The sequence below is a fragment of the Altibacter sp. HG106 genome (assembly GCF_028561755.1).
Lineage (GTDB): Bacteria > Bacteroidota > Bacteroidia > Flavobacteriales > Flavobacteriaceae > DFVG01.
Map to the genome: position 1 here is coordinate 41,554 of NZ_JAQQTD010000006.1, position 16,005 is coordinate 57,558.

Annotated in this window: 15 protein-coding genes; 9 read left to right on the forward strand and 6 right to left on the reverse strand. The window is 45.2% G+C overall.

Annotated elements, in window-relative coordinates; genetic code table 11:
* Positions 1 to 3: 3 nt before the first annotated feature.
* On the reverse strand, positions 4 to 2,262 hold the full coding sequence (gene katG / locus PO830_RS11140; RefSeq protein ID WP_272853651.1) for a catalase/peroxidase HPI: 2,259 nt from the start codon (positions 2,260 to 2,262) through the stop codon (positions 4 to 6).
* Between the two features lie 290 nt (positions 2,263 to 2,552).
* On the opposite strand from katG, the gene PO830_RS11145 reads away from it, so the two are divergent.
* Genes PO830_RS11145 through PO830_RS11155 form a run of 3 tightly spaced genes read left to right on the forward strand, consistent with a single transcriptional unit; the run spans position 2,553 to position 3,737 of the window.
* Positions 2,553 to 2,849: a GNAT family N-acetyltransferase gene (locus tag PO830_RS11145; protein WP_272853652.1), complete on the forward strand. Its 297-nt coding sequence runs from the start codon at positions 2,553 to 2,555 to the stop codon at positions 2,847 to 2,849.
* Positions 2,846 to 3,277 carry a (4Fe-4S)-binding protein gene (locus tag PO830_RS11150; RefSeq protein ID WP_272853653.1) on the forward strand — a complete coding sequence of 144 codons (432 nt, stop codon included), beginning with the start codon at positions 2,846 to 2,848 and terminating at the stop codon, positions 3,275 to 3,277. Before PO830_RS11145 ends, PO830_RS11150 begins: the two co-directional genes overlap by 4 nt.
* A complete protein-coding gene (locus PO830_RS11155) occupies positions 3,243 to 3,737 on the forward strand; it encodes a GNAT family N-acetyltransferase (protein ID WP_272853654.1) in 495 nt (164 codons plus the stop codon). The genes PO830_RS11150 and PO830_RS11155 overlap by 35 nt, the downstream gene beginning before the upstream one ends.
* Here the strand turns inward: PO830_RS11155 and recQ are convergent.
* Positions 3,734 to 5,932, reverse strand: coding sequence for a DNA helicase RecQ (gene recQ, locus PO830_RS11160; protein WP_272853655.1), 2,199 nt, complete (start codon positions 5,930 to 5,932; stop codon positions 3,734 to 3,736). The two genes, PO830_RS11155 and recQ, sit on opposite strands and share 4 nt — an antisense overlap.
* Before the next feature lie 201 nt (positions 5,933 to 6,133).
* Here recQ and PO830_RS11165 point away from each other — a divergent pair, with 201 nt between their 5' ends.
* Genes PO830_RS11165 through lptB form a run of 4 tightly spaced genes read left to right on the forward strand, consistent with a single transcriptional unit; the run spans position 6,134 to position 9,077 of the window.
* Positions 6,134 to 7,099, forward strand: coding sequence for a KpsF/GutQ family sugar-phosphate isomerase (locus PO830_RS11165; protein WP_272853656.1), 966 nt, complete (start codon positions 6,134 to 6,136; stop codon positions 7,097 to 7,099).
* Positions 7,099 to 7,950 (forward strand): twin-arginine translocase subunit TatC, encoded by an 852-nt coding sequence (gene tatC, locus PO830_RS11170; protein WP_272853657.1) that lies wholly within the window; start codon positions 7,099 to 7,101, stop codon positions 7,948 to 7,950. Before PO830_RS11165 ends, tatC begins: the two co-directional genes overlap by 1 nt.
* Positions 7,931 to 8,278: a carboxymuconolactone decarboxylase family protein gene (locus tag PO830_RS11175; protein WP_272853658.1), complete on the forward strand. Its 348-nt coding sequence runs from the start codon at positions 7,931 to 7,933 to the stop codon at positions 8,276 to 8,278. The genes tatC and PO830_RS11175 overlap by 20 nt, the downstream gene beginning before the upstream one ends.
* Before the next feature lie 58 nt (positions 8,279 to 8,336).
* Positions 8,337 to 9,077: an LPS export ABC transporter ATP-binding protein gene (lptB, locus tag PO830_RS11180; protein ID WP_272853863.1), complete on the forward strand. Its 741-nt coding sequence runs from the start codon at positions 8,337 to 8,339 to the stop codon at positions 9,075 to 9,077.
* On the opposite strand, the gene PO830_RS11185 is transcribed toward lptB, so the two are convergent.
* Positions 9,078 to 9,818, reverse strand: coding sequence for a CDP-alcohol phosphatidyltransferase family protein (locus tag PO830_RS11185; protein ID WP_272853659.1), 741 nt, complete (start codon positions 9,816 to 9,818; stop codon positions 9,078 to 9,080).
* 156 nt (positions 9,819 to 9,974) lie between these two features.
* On the opposite strand from PO830_RS11185, the gene PO830_RS11190 reads away from it, so the two are divergent.
* Together PO830_RS11190 and PO830_RS11195 are read left to right on the forward strand one after the other, a co-directional pair.
* On the forward strand, positions 9,975 to 11,015 hold the full coding sequence (locus PO830_RS11190) for a PorV/PorQ family protein (RefSeq protein WP_272853864.1): 1,041 nt from the start codon (positions 9,975 to 9,977) through the stop codon (positions 11,013 to 11,015).
* Between the two features lie 118 nt (positions 11,016 to 11,133).
* Positions 11,134 to 12,264, forward strand: coding sequence for a lipoprotein N-acyltransferase Lnb domain-containing protein (locus PO830_RS11195; protein ID WP_272853660.1), 1,131 nt, complete (start codon positions 11,134 to 11,136; stop codon positions 12,262 to 12,264).
* Positions 12,265 to 12,269: 5 nt separating this feature from the next.
* Here PO830_RS11195 and PO830_RS11200 read toward each other — a convergent pair whose 3' ends face one another.
* From PO830_RS11200 to PO830_RS11210, 3 genes are read right to left on the reverse strand one after another with little or no spacing between them, the layout of a single operon-like run.
* Positions 12,270 to 13,667, reverse strand: coding sequence for a sugar transferase (locus tag PO830_RS11200; protein WP_272853661.1), 1,398 nt, complete (start codon positions 13,665 to 13,667; stop codon positions 12,270 to 12,272).
* 28 nt (positions 13,668 to 13,695) lie between these two features.
* A complete protein-coding gene (locus PO830_RS11205; protein ID WP_272853662.1) occupies positions 13,696 to 14,715 on the reverse strand; it encodes a glycosyltransferase family 4 protein in 1,020 nt (339 codons plus the stop codon).
* The gene (locus PO830_RS11210) at positions 14,645 to 15,973 is read right to left on the reverse strand and encodes an O-antigen ligase family protein (RefSeq protein WP_272853663.1); all 1,329 of its coding nucleotides are present in this window, start codon (positions 15,971 to 15,973) and stop codon (positions 14,645 to 14,647) included. The genes PO830_RS11205 and PO830_RS11210 overlap by 71 nt, the downstream gene beginning before the upstream one ends.
* Between the last annotated feature and the right edge of the window lie 32 nt (positions 15,974 to 16,005).

Genomic DNA, 16,005 nt, shown 5'->3' on the forward strand with positions numbered 1-16,005 from the left:
CGATTACTGTTTGATGTCGAAACGATCTAAGTTCATCACTTTCGTCCAAGATTTCACGAAGTCATTCACAAATTTTTCTTGTGCATCTTCGCAGGCATAGACTTCCGCTAGGGCACGTAGTTCCGAATTCGATCCAAAGATGAGATCCACTCGGGTTCCCGTCCATTTTACATCACCACTCTTACGGTCACGTCCTTCAAAAACAGCATCATCCTCAGACGTTGCTTTCCAGGTCGTATTCATATCGAGCAGGTTCGCAAAGAAATCATTGGTCAAGGTTCCGGGTCTATCTGTAAATACCCCATGCTTAGAGCCATCATAATTGGCATCCAGGGCACGCATTCCTCCTACCAAAACGGTCATTTCTGGAGCGGTAAGCGTTAATAATTGCGCTCGGTCTACCAATAATTCTTCGGAAGAAACCGTGAATTTTTGTTTGACATAATTTCTGAATCCATCTGCCATCGGTTCTAAGGCTTCGAAGGCTTCGGCATCCGTCTGCGCTTCAGAAGCATCGGTGCGTCCCGGGTGAAAGGGTACCGTAACAGAATGTCCTGCTTCCTTCGCAGCCTTTTCCACGGCAGCATTTCCTCCTAATACAATGAGGTCTGCAAGTGACACTTTCTTATTTCCGGAGGCGTTTTCATTGAATTCTTCCTGAATGCGCGATAAGGTATCAATAACGTCTTTCAGTTCACTCGGATTATTAACCTTCCACGTATTTTGAGGAGCCAAACGAATGCGAGCACCATTGGCGCCACCACGTTTGTCTGATCCTCTGAAGGTAGAGGCAGACGCCCAAGCGGTGCGTATCAACGCTTGTGTACTTACACCCGCGGCCAAAATGTTATTCTTCAATTCTGAAACATCGTTATCGTCAATTAGGTCGTGCTCCACGGCAGGCACTGGGTCTTGCCAGATCAGTTCTTCCTGCGGAACTTCACTTCCTAAATAGCGGCTTACCGGCCCCATGTCGCGATGGGTTAATTTGAACCAAGCTCGAGCGTACGCATCGGCGAACTCTTCTGGATTTTCTAAGAAATGGCGAGAGATCTTTTCATACTCAGGGTCCATTTTCAAGGATAGGTCGGTGGTCAGCATAAAAGGCGCATGCTTTTTATTGGGATCATGCGCATCCGGAACGGTCCCGGCTCCCTCATTATTTTTGGGTTTCCATTGGTACGCGCCTCCGGGGCCTTTATGCAGTTCCCAATCGTATTTAAATAGATTGGTGAAGTAGGTATGACTCCATTGCGTTGGCGTATCGGTCCAGGCTCCTTCAATTCCACTAGTAATGGTATCGGCTCCTTTCCCGGTTCCAAACTTGTTCGTCCAACCCATGCTCTGCAATTCGATTCCGGCTCCGGCTGGTTCTTCAGCTACATAGGTATCAGCTTCAGCGGCACCGTGCGTCTTTCCGAAGGTATGTCCTCCCGCAATCAACGCTACGGTTTCGTAGTCGTTCATGGCCATTCTTCCAAAGGTTTCTCGGATATAGTGTGCCGATTCCACCGGATCTGGATTTCCATTATGCCCTTCAGGGTTTACGTAGATAAGCCCCATGTGAGCCGCGCCTAGTGGGTTTTCAAGATCTTCATCTTCCGCGTAGCGATCTTTGTTTCCAAGCCATTCGGTTTCAGAACCCCAATAAATGTCTTCTTCGGGTTGCCAAATATCCTCTCGACCCCCGGCAAATCCAAACATTTTCAAGCCCATGGATTCATGCGCAACATTTCCTGCGAGAATCAAAAGATCGGCCCAGGAGAGTTTTTTTCCGTATTTCTTTTTAATGGGCCAAAGCAGCAAGCGTGCCTTGTCCAGATTGGCGTTATCGGGCCAGCTGTTCAACGGTGCGAAGCGTTGGGACCCTGAACCCCCACCTCCACGACCGTCGGCGATGCGGTACGTTCCGGCACTGTGCCAAGCCATCCGAATGAAAAACGGGCCGTAATGTCCGTAATCGGCCGGCCACCACTCCTGGCTATCGGTCATTAGATCGTTCAAATCCTTTTTCACCGCTGCCAAATCCAGCGACTTGAAGGCTTCGGCATAGTCAAAATCGGGATCCATAGGATCTGCCAATTCTGAATGCTGTCGGAGAATTCCTAGGTTCAATTGGTTGGGCCACCAATCACGGTTCGACGTTCCGCCTCCTGCGGCCTGATGCATGGTGCCATTCAGAAACGGACAAGAAGCAGACGATTCGTTTACCTCCCATACATTTCCTGACGTGCCATTTGAATGTGGGTTCTTAGTATCCATTGTTTTCTTTTTTCGGTTATTATCGTGAAAGTACAGTTCTTCTTTGGGTTATCGAAGAAGATACAATTCATTTGAATTATTGAATGATTACTTATGGTTATCGTTTCAAAGGATTTCAAAAGATTTCTCTATGAAAACGCTACCGTGCTATAAGGTACCAAATCCCGCTAAATTCTGGAAGGCAAGCAGCCTAAAATTGATCCCTACGAAGCGTGAAAAGTGGCTGATAGATGTTGTTATAACCGCGGAAGAATTAGTATCTTAGGAGGACTGAAAAATCTTCGGAAATAATGGCGCGAACATGGAACCACAATAAGGCAGAACGACAGTACGAAATGCAGCTGGATGAGCAAATGGCAAAACTCGAATACAAGCGGAAGGATAATAAGGTTTATCTTATTCACACCGAAGTGCCTGATGCCTTTGAAGGACAAGGGATTGGAAGCGAGTTAGTAGAAAGATCACTTCAAGACATCGAAACCGAATCCCTCAAGATTGTGCCTTGGTGCCCGTTTGTGGTACATTATTTAAAAGAGCATACGCAGTGGCAACGATTATTGGCCGATCATGTAACACTTCCCTCATGAAGAAACAACCCTTTTCAAAAGAGTATAAGAAAGAAGATCTAACAGTGGTCTGGACACCAGATTTGTGCATTCACTCTAAAGTGTGTGTCTCAAAATTACCGGAGGTATATCGGCCCGACGAGCGTCCCTGGATTCAGGTAGCGCATGCCACAGAGGACGCACTCAAAGAACAGATCAAGGCGTGTCCTTCGGGAGCCTTACGTTACAAGACCCCTGAATCTGATGACAACAACAAGGCTACTACCAACCATACTCAAATAGAAGTGATCGAAAATGGTCCTTTAGTGGTGCATGGAGGCGCAACGGTTACGCTGGCGGACGGAAGTTCTTCGGAAAAACCTGCGACCGCTGCCTTTTGTCGCTGCGGAGCCTCAAAGAATAAACCTTATTGCGATGGAAGTCACACAAAAATTAAGTTCTCAGGATAACGACAAGCTACAATGCGTTAAAACGAATTCGGCGCATCCTGATTTTGCACCATTGGTCGACAAGCTCAACCAAGAACTAGCCGCAAGAGATGGGGATGAACATGCATTTTACGATCAATTCAATAGTATCGAACACTTACAGCATGTGATGGTTGGCTATCTTGAGGAGGAGGCCATCTGCTGTGGAGCCTTTAAAATAAGGGAAGATGAACAGGTGGAGGTGAAACGGATGTACACCTTACCCGACTATCGCGGGCGCGGGTTCGGACTTAAATTACTGTCAGAATTAGAAGCATGGGCACAATCTTTAGGCGTAGAGAAAGTACTCTTGGAAACTGGAAAACGCCAACCGGAAGCGATTAGATTGTATCAAAAGGCGGGGTACCGCAGCATTGAAAATTACGAACCCTACGTGGGTGTTGAAAATAGTGTGTGTTTTGAAAAGCTACTGAAGTCTTAATTCGCCACTTCGCTTATAAATTTGATACGATAGAGACGAAGCTCCTCTTCATCGTACTCGCCTTCAAACTCATCCATGGCAACATCGATTTTATCGGTCTGTGCTTCTAAGAAGTAGTCGTGAATCTCCTCCTGTTGATCTTCATCCAAAATATCTTCAAGATAGTAATCGATATTGAGTTTGGTTCCGCTGTAGACAATAGCTTCCATTTCTTTAATAAAGGCGTCCATTTCCAGTCCTTTGGCAGAAGCAATGTCGGTTAACGGTAATTTTCGGTCTACGTTCTGAATGATATACAACTTAAGCGCACTGTTGCTTCCGGTTGATTTTACCACAAAATCATCCGGACGATCAATTTGATGCTCTTCTACATATCGTTGAATCAACTTCAGGAAACTTCCCCCATATTTTTTTGCCTTTCCTTCTCCAACGCCGTGTACATTGCTAAGCTCCTCAAAGGTCACGGGATATTTTAGCGCCATATCCTCTAAGGATGGGTCTTGAAAAATCACAAAAGGGGGTAATTTCAGTACGTCGGCCACTTTCTTCCGTTCGGCTTTAAGCAATTTGAACAAGGTATCGTCTACCACGGCACCGCCTCCAGATTCTGCTGTAATCACGCCATCCTCATTAGCTTCTTTATAGGAATGGTCTTCTGTCATGGTAAAAGAGGTAGGATTTTGAATGAAGTCACTCCCGCGTTTGGTAATTTTGATCACTCCATAACTTTCAATATCCTTCTTGAGATATCCCGCCACTAATAATTGTCGAAGGAGTGCCATCCAATATTCGGCATCCTGATCGGAACCACTGCCAAAATAGGGTTGGGTATCGGTACGATGCGATTTGATCATCGCATTTACTTTCCCGATCAACACGTTCACAATTTGTTTCGCCTTGTATTGTTCATGCGTTTTCTGAACGATTTCCAGCACCTTCTTCGCTTCCGCACCTGCTTCTTTCTGTGTCTTTGGATGCCGCATATTGTCGTCCATCATGCCGCCCTCACCTGTCTCGTTATCGAATTCTTCGCCGAAGTAATGAAGAATAAATTTTCGGCGCGAGATGGAAGTTTCCGCAAAGGCAACCACTTCCTGTAGCAACGCATGCCCAATTTCCTGTTCGGCTACCGGCTTACCACTCATAAATTTTTCCAGCTTCTCAATGTCTTTGTAACTGTAAAACGCGAGGCAATGCCCTTCGCCTCCGTCTCTTCCGGCACGCCCCGTTTCCTGATAGTAACTTTCGATGCTCTTCGGAATATCATTATGGATCACAAAACGCACGTCGGGTTTGTCAATCCCCATTCCGAAGGCGATCGTGGCCACCACTACATCCACATCTTCCATCAAAAACATATCTTGGTGTCGAACTCTGGTTTTTGCATCGAGCCCGGCATGGTACGGAACCGCTTTTATACCGTTCACCTGCAAGGTTTGTGCTAGCTCTTCCACGCGCTTTCGACTGAGGCAATAGACGATTCCGCTTTTGCCTTCATTTTTCTTTATAAATCGGGTAATATCGGCATCTACATTCTTGGTCTTGGGCCGTACTTCGTAATAGAGATTGGGTCTGTTGAACGACGCTTTAAAAGTATTGGCATCCTGAATTTGAAGATTCTTGAGGATATCTTCCTGAACTTTTGGCGTGGCGGTAGCGGTAAGTCCAATGATAGGAATATTAGTACCAATGCGCTCAATGATCTTTTTGAGATTGCGATACTCCGGTCTAAAGTCATGCCCCCATTCGCTGATACAATGTGCTTCATCGATGGCGACAAATGAAATGGTCACTGAATTTAAAAAAGTAACGTTTTCTTCTTTTGTAAGCGATTCTGGAGCGACATACAGTAATTTGGTGATGCCATTGAAGACATCATCCTTCACCTTTTTAATTTCTGTTTTGGTAAGAGAGCTATTCAATACATGGGCGATTCCGTCGTCTGAAGAAAGCGACCGAAGCGCATCTACCTGATTTTTCATTAACGCGATGAGAGGCGAAACCACGATAGCAGTACCCTCTTTCATCAACGCCGGCAATTGGTAGCACAAAGATTTGCCGCCTCCGGTAGGCATGATCACAAAGGTGTTGTGACCGTTGAGGATACTCTTTATCACATCTTCTTGAAGTCCTTTAAAGGAACTGAATCCAAAATAATGCTTCAGAGCTTTGTAAATATCAACTTCTTCAGCCACGCTGCATATAGGTTTTTTCCGGGATTGCTTTTTGCAAATACTATTGTATTAACAGGATAACAATTGTAATTTTGCAACCTTTGTATTACACTTGTAGAGAATGAATAGCTTATATAGGTAATTATGGGGGCAAAAAGCCATCATTGTCTATCTAAAGATACTAAATTCTGAAACAGTAACAAATTTAAAACCACCGAACCTTTGGACGAAAAAGATCGAATAATTGCGGTCGCAAAACAAACCATCGACACGGAAAGTAAGGCGATTTCTCATTTGAAAGATTTGGTGGATGGCGAATTTGCTGAAGCTGTACAAAATATACTGAATAGCAAAGGCAGAGTCGTAATCACTGGAATAGGAAAAAGTGCCAATATTGCCACTAAGATCGTAGCTACGTTGAACTCTACGGGAACGCCGGCCATTTTTATGCATGCCGCCGACGCCATTCACGGAGATCTGGGAACCATTCAAACGAATGATGTGGTTATTTGTATCTCTAAAAGCGGAAACACGCCTGAGATCAAAGTATTAGTACCACTCATCAAGGCCATCGATAATAAATTGATCGCGATTACTTCTAATAGAGACTCCTTTTTAGGGCAGCAAGCCGATTTCGTACTACATGCCTATGTCGAAAAAGAAGCATGCCCCAATAACCTGGCGCCTACTACCAGTACCACCGCCCAATTAGTGATAGGCGATGCCCTGGCCATGGCCTTACTAGACCTGCGCGGATTCTCGAGCAAGGATTTTGCTAAGTTTCACCCAGGAGGGTCCTTGGGTAAAAAATTATACCTGCGGGTAAGTGATCTTACCGCGCTCAATGAGAAACCTCAGGTACGACCCGACACCAACGTGAAAGAGGTGATTGTGGAAATTACCGAAAAGATGCTGGGCGTTACCGCCGTTGTGGAAAATGATGCCATCATAGGAATTATAACCGACGGGGACCTGCGTCGCATGTTGACCAAGGCCAATAGTTTCGACGGACTCACCGCAAAAGATATTATGACTGCCCAACCCAAGATCATCGCCTACAAAGCAATGGCCGTGGAAGCTATGGAGCTAATGGACCAACATGGCATTACCCAATTGTTGGTAGAGAAAAACGGACACTATGCCGGGGTGGTCCATATTCATAATTTAACCAAAGAAGGCATTATCTAATGGCTAAAAAACTTCCGCAACCCGAACAAGAAATGTCCTTTCTAGACCATCTGGAAGAATTGCGTTGGCATTTAATTCGCTCGACTCTTGCGGTGGTTATTTTGGGTACGCTTGCCTTTATTTTTAAAGAGTTTATTTTCGATGTCTTGATCTTGGGACCTAAGAACAAAGCAGAATTTCCTACCTATCAGATGCTTTGTAAAGGCGCTCGACTCTTAGGGTTTGAAGGGAGTTTCTGTGAAGCAGAGTTTCCCTTCCGTATTCAGAGTAGAACCATGGCCGGGCAATTTTCCGCGCATATCTGGACGTCCATTACGGCGGGATTTATATTAGCATTTCCCTACGTGATCTACGAATTCTGGAAGTTTGTAAGTCCGGGACTTCACTCGAACGAACGAAAAAGCGCCCGTGGATTCATCGTTGTGGCCTCCCTCCTCTTTTTTATGGGAGTGTTGTTTGGATATTACGTGGTGACTCCGCTCTCCATTAATTTCCTCGGAAACTATCAAGTAAGTGAGCAGGTGTTCAATGATTTCGACTTAAGTAGCTACATCAGTCTGGTGCGGGCTTCGGTGCTGGCGAGTGGAATCATTTTCGAACTCCCCATTATCATATACTTTCTCACTAAAATCGGATTGGTGACTCCGGAATTCCTTCGGAAATACCGAAAATTCGCGCTCGTTATCGTATTAATCGTTTCCGCAGTCATTACACCACCCGATATTGCGAGTCAGGTGATCGTGGCAGTGCCTGTTATTGTACTATACGAAATCAGCATCTTTATTTCTCGAGCTGTCATTCGGAATCAAAACAAAAAAAGAAGAAAATCCCATGGCGAACCCCATAGATGAATTTAATGCCTACCGTTCTAGAATGAACGAAAAACTGCTGGCAGACAATAACAAAGTCATTCGCAGAATTTTTAACCTGGATACCAATGCTTTTGCTGAAGGCCAACTTCCGAAGAAAACTAAAGAATTACTCGGTTTAGGGAATTCGTTAGTGCTTCGCTGCGATGATTGTGTGCGCTATCACCTGGAAACCTGCCACAGCTTAGGTATTTCTAAAGAAGAAGTGGTAGAAGCCCTCAGCATTTCATTGCTCATTGGCGGAACCATCGTCATTCCACATCTGCGCCGTGCCTACGAATATTGGGAAGCCTTAGAAGCAAGGGAATAATTTTTGCTTCGGAAAATATAATACTACCTTTATCGTTCAGCTAGTGGGTATGAAACAAATGAAACTTCGCGCCGAAAACCTCATCAAATCTTACAAAGGTCGTAAGGTGGTGAAAGGGATTACCGTAGAGGTGAACCAGGGAGAAATCGTCGGACTCCTTGGACCGAACGGTGCGGGGAAGACGACCTCTTTCTACATGATCGTAGGCTTGATCAAACCTAATGGCGGACAAATTTTCTTGGAAGGCACCAATATCACGAAATTCCCGATGTACAAACGAGCGCAAAACGGAATTGGCTATTTGGCGCAAGAAGCTTCGGTGTTTCGAAAGTTAAGTATTGAAGACAACATTCTAAGCGTATTGCAACTTACGGATCTCTCCAAAAAAGAGCAGCACATGAAAATGGAATCGCTGATCGAAGAATTTGGCTTAGGTCACATTCGCAAAAACCGCGGGGATCTCCTAAGTGGTGGCGAACGCCGAAGAACAGAGATCGCACGAGCGCTGGCTACAGATCCCCATTTTATTCTGCTCGATGAACCGTTTGCTGGGGTTGACCCTGTGGCGGTAGAAGATATCCAGCGCATTGTAGCGCAATTGAAAAACAAGAACATCGGAATTCTCATCACCGATCACAATGTACAGGAAACCCTAGCCATTACAGACCGTACGTATTTGATGTTCGAAGGAAGCATCTTAAAACACGGCGAGCCGGAAGAACTAGCCAGCGACGAAATGGTTCGGAAAGTGTATTTAGGGCAGAATTTTGAGCTGCGGAAAAAGAAGTTACTTTTCTAATTATTGCTTCGGAAGCAATAGCGATATCACAATATAGCTTACGATTATGATAGGAATGGCAAGAAATTGCAGGAATACCAGCGCAGCTACACTTCCTATTAAAAAGAAATAGCGAACCTTATTGCTTTGGAAATCCCAACGCTTAAACTTGAGGGCAAACAACTTAATTTCAGCATTCAACAAAAAACAGCTAAGGACGGTCAACACAATCAAAAACCAGGGCTGTAGCAAAAAGGCCTCCAGGCTTGCAGAGGCTTGAAATTCCAGAAGTAAGGGAATACTTAAGATCAACAAAGCATTCGCAGGAGTGGGCAATCCTATAAACGAATCGGTCTGTCGCGTGTCTACGTTAAACTTTGCCAGACGGTAGGCCGAAGCCACCGCAATTAGGAGTCCGATGAACGGCATCCATCGCAACCAACTATGATTCCAGGCCCCCTCGCCAAACATTCCGGCCATATCGAGGTATGCTCCGGTAAATGCTTCCGAAAGCAATTGGACCATTACCACCGCCGGAGCCACTCCGCTTGTGACAACGTCTGCCAGCGAGTCGAGTTCTAGTCCAACCTTGCTTTGTGCTCCTAAGGAGCGCGCTGCCAGGCCATCAAAGAAATCGAAAAATATTCCTAAATAAACAAAGATCGCTGCTGTTACCAAGGCGCCTGAAGCCGCAAAAAGCAACGCGATACAGCCGCATAATAAATTTAGGGAAGTAATGAGGTTTGGAATTTGTTTTCGCATAGTTTGGGTGATTCTTGTAAAAATAAGAAACTATTTGCGTCTAAACACTTCCACATACAATATGTGCTTAAAATTATAGTTTACTATTGTGTAAAATAATGAGATATTTGCACCAAAATTAATAGCTTGAAAAAGACCGTACTCCTCGCTTTTTTCATGGCGTTTTTAACCGCAGGGGCGCAAACTACCCGAAAGTATTCTAACGAATTTATGAATATTGGGGTAGATGCTGCCGCATTTGGTATGGCAAACGCCGTGGTGGCCTCCTCTATGGATGTCAATTCGGGCTATTGGAATCCGGCGGGTTTGGTGCATTTGGAAGACAATCAGCTTTCGTTGATGCACGCTTCCTATTTTGCCAATATCGCTAATTACGACTATGCCGCCTTTGCCATGCCGCTTGATGATCGCAGTGCGGTAGCCTTATCGGTAATTCGGTTTGGTGTGGATGACATTTTGAATACCACCCAACTCATAGACGATCAGGGGAATATCGACTACAATCGTATTAGCCTTTTCTCTACCGCCGATTATGGGGTGACCTTTTCGTATGCGCGGAAATTACCGCTCGACGGACTCAATATCGGAGTAAACGCTAAGGTGATTCGGAGAATTATTGGAGATTTTGCCTCTTCCTGGGGATTTGGTCTGGATGCCGCCATTCAGTTTGAAACGAAAAATCAGTGGAAATTCGGACTCATGGCTCGGGACATTACCACCACCTTTAACGCCTGGAGCATCGACGAAGAACAGTTTGCTACCATTCAAGGCGCCGTGGACGGGCAAAATCAAGAGCTACCGGAAACCACCGAGATTACCATTCCTAAAGTTCAATTGGGATTGGCCAAAGAATTTGTCTTCCATTATGATTATAAGTTGCTCACTGAATTGGATTTGAATTTTCGCTTCGCGGAAACAAATGATTTGGTTTCTAGCTCATTCGCGAGTATGACTCCGGCATTCGGACTCCAATTTGGATATATCGATATGGTGTTTGTGCGGGCCGGCGTGGGTAATTTTCAGAACATTCAACAACTGGACGGAAGCGATTCAGTAGGATTTCAGCCCAATATTGGTGTGGGATTTAGATACAAAGGCATTCAAGTGGATTACGCCTTGACCGATATTGGCGATCAAAGTGCGGCCCTCTACTCCAACATCTTCTCGTTAAAACTGGATTGGAGTATTTTCCGATAGGTCCCAGCGTATTTCATTCGGAATAATTGCCGTACTTTTGAGTATGAAATGCGCTCAACTCTTCTCTAAACTTCTTGTCTTCTGTGTGGTTCTCTGTGCGTCAAACCTTAGCGCCCAAATGGTGTCGCTCTCCCCTGAAGCGGAAGTAAGTCTCATCACCGTAGGACCTGGTGAAAATCTGTACGATTCGTTTGGACATACCGCCATTCGAATTCAGGACCCCAAGTTTGATTACGCTTATAATTATGGAGTATACGATTTTGACACCCCTAACTTCTATACTAAATTCGCTAGGGGAAAACTCTTATACCAACTAGAGGTTTGGCCCTTCGATCAATTTTTAGCCATCTACAAACGCCAAGACCGCACCGTAGAAGAACAAGTGCTCGACCTGTCCTATCCTCAGAAAAAAGCCTTTTTCGAGTTTCTCCAGAATAACGCTAAACCTGAAAACAGTAAGTACTTATACGATTTCTTCTACGACAATTGCGCGACCAAACCCCGAGACGTACTCACCAATATTCTGGCACAGAATGATATGGAATACGGTACTTATGTGGAAAACCCAAAAACCTTCCGCGAACTCATTCGCGAAAATGTGGCGCTGAATTCGTGGGGGAGTTTAGGAATGGATGTCGCTATCGGTGCGGTTACCGATCGAGTAGCGACCCCCTGGGAACATCAATTTTTACCGAAGTATGTCGCTAAGGCCACCGCAACGGCTACGATCAAAAAAGAGGGAACGCGCATTCCGCTGGTGAAAGAACGCAAGGTGCTGTACAAAGCACAGGCAGCCCCCACCTCTGGATCGTTCTTTGTTAGTCCGTTATTCCTCTTTGGTCTGTTATCAGTGGTTATTTTATGGATCACCTATCGCGATTGGAAACAGCAAAAGCGCAGTAGGTTTTTGGATGGGGTGTTGTTTTTAGTCACCGGCCTTATTGGTGTGGCTTTGGCCTTTTTATGGTGGGGCACCGATCACAGCGCCACTGCCTATAACTACAATTTACTGTGGGCCTTTCCGCTGTCCTTACTATTTTGTTACGGGATCAGCAGAAAATTTCCGAAGGCTTGGATGCAACGCTATGTTATCTTCTTACTTTTATTGCTCTTGTTGCTCACCTTCCATTGGATTACCGGCGTCCAGCGTTTTGCCATTGGGTTCATCCCACTGTTCTTCGCCTTATTGATTCGATACGTATATGTCGTTTCCTTTCTGAAGAAGCAACGAAATGTTCACGTGGCATAACAATTTTATTGCCCTCGGAAGAAAATAATGGTACTCAGCGTCTTAATAACGATACTGATATCGAGGAACAAGCTACGTTTTTTAATGTAATAGAGGTCTAACTGAAGCTTTTCCAACGCATCTTCTGCCGAAACACCGTACTTCGCGTTCACTTGCGCCCAACCCGTTACACCGGGCTTCACCACATGACGGACTTCATAGAACGGGATTTCTTCTGCGAGTTGAGCCACGAACACAGGGCGTTCGGGTCTTGGCCCAATCACACTCATATCACCTTTGATCACGTTAATGAATTGTGGGATTTCATCAAACCGACTGCGTCGTAAGAACCGCCCGAACTTCGTGATGCGTGCATCTTTCAGGGTGGCGTATTGCGCGCCTTGCTTTTCGGCATCGGTGACCATTGAACGCAACTTGTAAATCTTGAAATGCTTCCCATTTCGCCCTACTCTGGTTTGGGTGTAGAACAACGGACCTCGGTTTCCGAAGAGGTTTCCGATAAGGATAATAGGAGAAATAAGAATTCCGAAAGCCAGTCCGATGATAGACAATACCAGGTCTAAAATTCGGTGAAAGAACAGGTATAGCTTATTTTGATTACTTCGACTAAACGGAAAATAGCGATAAAAATCCTTATCCACATGCTGCACGGGCACGCGCTGGGTGATCTCCTCGTACACCTGAGTATATTCGCGAATGGCACACCCTTTTTCCAGCAGATTGATCAATTGGTTTGAGAGCGATACGGTAATTCCTTGTGATTGCGGACTCGCCACAACGATCTCCGAAATGGCGTGTTCTGTCACGGTGTGAGCTACCTCAATGGGCGAGAACTCAAGCACATCTTCGGTAAGGGCATTCTCCGGCACTTCACGAGATCCTGTATTGATGTAGCCAATGATCTTGTAATTAGGATCGGAACGATGTAAGGAGAAAAGTATGTTTTCAATATCAGCAACATTGCAAATTAGCAACACCCGCTTGTTAAAACGTGGAGCCGCAATAAGGGCAATGTAGGCATAGCGCCATGTGAATAGGGCCAAGTTCATGGCGATATAGAAATAGACAATTTGCAATCGGTTTTCCGGAAGTGTGGGCGTAAAGAAGGGTGTCAAGAGATAGAACAATACCGTTACCGAAGAGGTAAGGATGATGTTCTGCACCATCACTTCAAATTTACTGGCTTTGGGCAGATTATACAGTTCAAAAATCGTGGCGAAAATAGTGAGATATACTGCCAATACGATCGACCAGACCCAGTGTTCTGAGTTGATCTTGAAGTAATCGAAGTCAAAAATAAGTCCGACAGCATAAAGCAACAATAACACACTGGCGATATCGAACACACGAAGTAAGACTTTTCGTTCCGATATTTCAAAATGAATATGGGACGCTTGTGCCATAGGTAGGTTTATATCGCTAAAGTACTATTTATTCATCTAATATTGGAAACCATTTCTCCTTTACCACCTTCCAATCATAGTTGGTCACCTGAGCGCGAGCGGCAGTAGCAAGTTGACTTCCCTTTTTAGGATTCGCCAATAAGTCCTGTACAGCAAAAACGAAAGGATCCACTTCGTTGGGAGGCACGAGTATTCCGGTGCGACCGTCATCAATGAGGTAAGGCACTCCACCTACATTGGTTGAAATCACCGGCAATCCCAAGGCCATCGCTTCGATGACACTCACGGGGGTGTTGTCGAAGTTCGTGGTGTTGATAAAAATATCATAGGAAGTGGAAAGGGCAACCCATTTGGTTTTGGAAAGTTTTCCGGTGAACGTCACCGCTACATTTTCCGCTTCAGCCATTTCTTTACAACGTTGCAGGCTTCCGTCTTTTTCGGGCCCTACCATACAAAGACTGGGATGACACCCTTGCTTTTGAAGTGACTTGACAACATCCAAAGCCAGCATCGGATTATAAAGTTCGGCAAAGGAGCGCACCCACAGTATTTTTGGATGTATCTGTTTCCGAAGTACAAACGGATAGTTTTTAAGCTGAATGGTATTGGGGATATATACTAGGTTGTCGTATCCTTGTTTTTTGAAAGCCTCAAGCAGATACGCCGAAGGCGCAACATTGATCTTTGCTCCATGAAATAACCGGCGGCAGTGACGCTCACTGCGCTGCAGGCGGCTAGGCAGGTCTCCTCCTCGAAGAATGGGAATATACGGAATGCGAAGCAACCGACAGAGATTCGCTACGGCGACGGCGAAATAAAAATTTTGGGTACTGTAGGTATCGATAAGCACCACCTTCGACTTTGGTCCGTATCGCAACACCGCGGCAAGCATGTCTATGAGACGGAGTACCTTATTCCTTTTGGAAGAGGCCGTCTTTACAGCATACCCTTCTTCTGCTAAGAAGCGGCCCAGGGTTTCAATGGAAGTAACCGTACTGCCTTTGCGGGCTAGCTTGTTTCCGATGTAGAGGATGCTTCCTTTTTTCACGCACCAAAGATAGTAAACAAAGCCCGTAGATAAATGCCGGAGCTGCGATTCGCATGGAAGAGTGATTGATGGTCAAAAACCAGAACGCCATAAAGGCGAATAGATAGACATTAGTTCGGTTATAAATTCTAAAGATTAAGGGTGTGAGCACCAGTATAATAAGTCCGAGTAACCCAAACAAGCCATGTTCAGAGAACATTCGAGTTATTTCGTTATGAGAATTCGACAATCGCCCGGTCTGGGCTTGTCGGTATTCACGAATTTTGCCCACGCCTATGCCGGTTAAGGGATAATTATAAAACGCCTCCAATTCAGAATTGATCAGCTCAAGCCGTCCAGTAGACAAGTCCTCCTTCTGACGGCCCGCTGCATCCTGGTTGGCATAGCGCTTGTCGATGAGGCCAGAAGTGTTGACCGAAGTAAATGCCCAGGTAGCCATAAAGACGACAGCAATAGCAATAAGTTTCGGTAATAAGACTACTTTCTGCTGCACGCCCGAACGCCAGTAGAGTATGGCTAGAAATATGACAGAACATACGCCGGCGGTGAGTACACCTCCGCGCGAAAAGGTGACGATGCCTCGATAACTCACGAAGATCAGCAATAGAATATCGATTATGTTGATCAATCGGTCTTTGATCAAAAACAACCGACTCACTAAAATGAACATTCCGAGGCCTAAAATAGTAGACACCTGATTGGGTCCAAAACCACCCGAGGCTTCAAAATTAGACTGTGTACCGGTAAGCACATCACGTATATTGGGGGTATATACATACAAATAGGCAGCCATGGCAACTATGGGCAACAAGGCAGCCAATAGAATTTTTTGCAGCCGTTTCATGGGCATTTTTCGATTGTAACAATATAAGGCGCAGATCGCCAGACTAATGGGACCACTGAGATTAAAAGCGATCGCCTTTACCATGCTCGTCTCGTAATTTAAGTTCATGGCCGAAAAGAGGATCCCGGGGATGAGAAAAATGATGAAAAAGATATAGGCCCAGCTTTTTCGGTTAAAGCCTTTGTAGAACATGCCCAATGTTAAGAACCCAATTACTGAATACTTGGCAAATTCGTAACTAATGGCTCCCCCTGTCATTCGGGAAAAAACTTCAAAACCCGTAACGTAGGCCGCTGCCAACAGTACTTCATCATGGCGGTTCTGATTTTTTACGATCAAATATAGGAACAACATTACCGCTCCAAACAGAAAGAATTTGGAGGTCCCTTGAGCGACATAAATGGTCATTGCCATCCCCAAATGTAGCAGCAGTAATTGAACGTACG

What these genes read in the sequence shown, in the direction of transcription:
- PO830_RS11200 (WP_272853661.1), bottom strand. Translation starts at nt 13,667, where the DNA reads ATGGCACAAGCGTCCCATATTCATTTTGAAATATCGGAACGAAAAGTC.
- PO830_RS11150 (WP_272853653.1), top strand. Translation starts at nt 2,846, where the DNA reads ATGAAGAAACAACCCTTTTCAAAAGAGTATAAGAAAGAAGATCTAACA.
- PO830_RS11175 (WP_272853658.1), top strand. Translation starts at nt 7,931, where the DNA reads ATGGCGAACCCCATAGATGAATTTAATGCCTACCGTTCTAGAATGAAC.
- PO830_RS11190 (WP_272853864.1), top strand. Translation starts at nt 9,975, where the DNA reads ATGGCGTTTTTAACCGCAGGGGCGCAAACTACCCGAAAGTATTCTAAC.
- katG (WP_272853651.1), bottom strand. Translation starts at nt 2,262, where the DNA reads ATGGATACTAAGAACCCACATTCAAATGGCACGTCAGGAAATGTATGG.
- PO830_RS11155 (WP_272853654.1), top strand. Translation starts at nt 3,243, where the DNA reads ATGGAAGTCACACAAAAATTAAGTTCTCAGGATAACGACAAGCTACAA.
- PO830_RS11210 (WP_272853663.1), bottom strand. Translation starts at nt 15,973, where the DNA reads ATGGCAATGACCATTTATGTCGCTCAAGGGACCTCCAAATTCTTTCTG.
- tatC (WP_272853657.1), top strand. Translation starts at nt 7,099, where the DNA reads ATGGCTAAAAAACTTCCGCAACCCGAACAAGAAATGTCCTTTCTAGAC.
- PO830_RS11185 (WP_272853659.1), bottom strand. Translation starts at nt 9,818, where the DNA reads ATGCGAAAACAAATTCCAAACCTCATTACTTCCCTAAATTTATTATGC.
- PO830_RS11195 (WP_272853660.1), top strand. Translation starts at nt 11,134, where the DNA reads ATGGTGTCGCTCTCCCCTGAAGCGGAAGTAAGTCTCATCACCGTAGGA.
- lptB (WP_272853863.1), top strand. Translation starts at nt 8,337, where the DNA reads ATGAAACTTCGCGCCGAAAACCTCATCAAATCTTACAAAGGTCGTAAG.
- PO830_RS11145 (WP_272853652.1), top strand. Translation starts at nt 2,553, where the DNA reads ATGGCGCGAACATGGAACCACAATAAGGCAGAACGACAGTACGAAATG.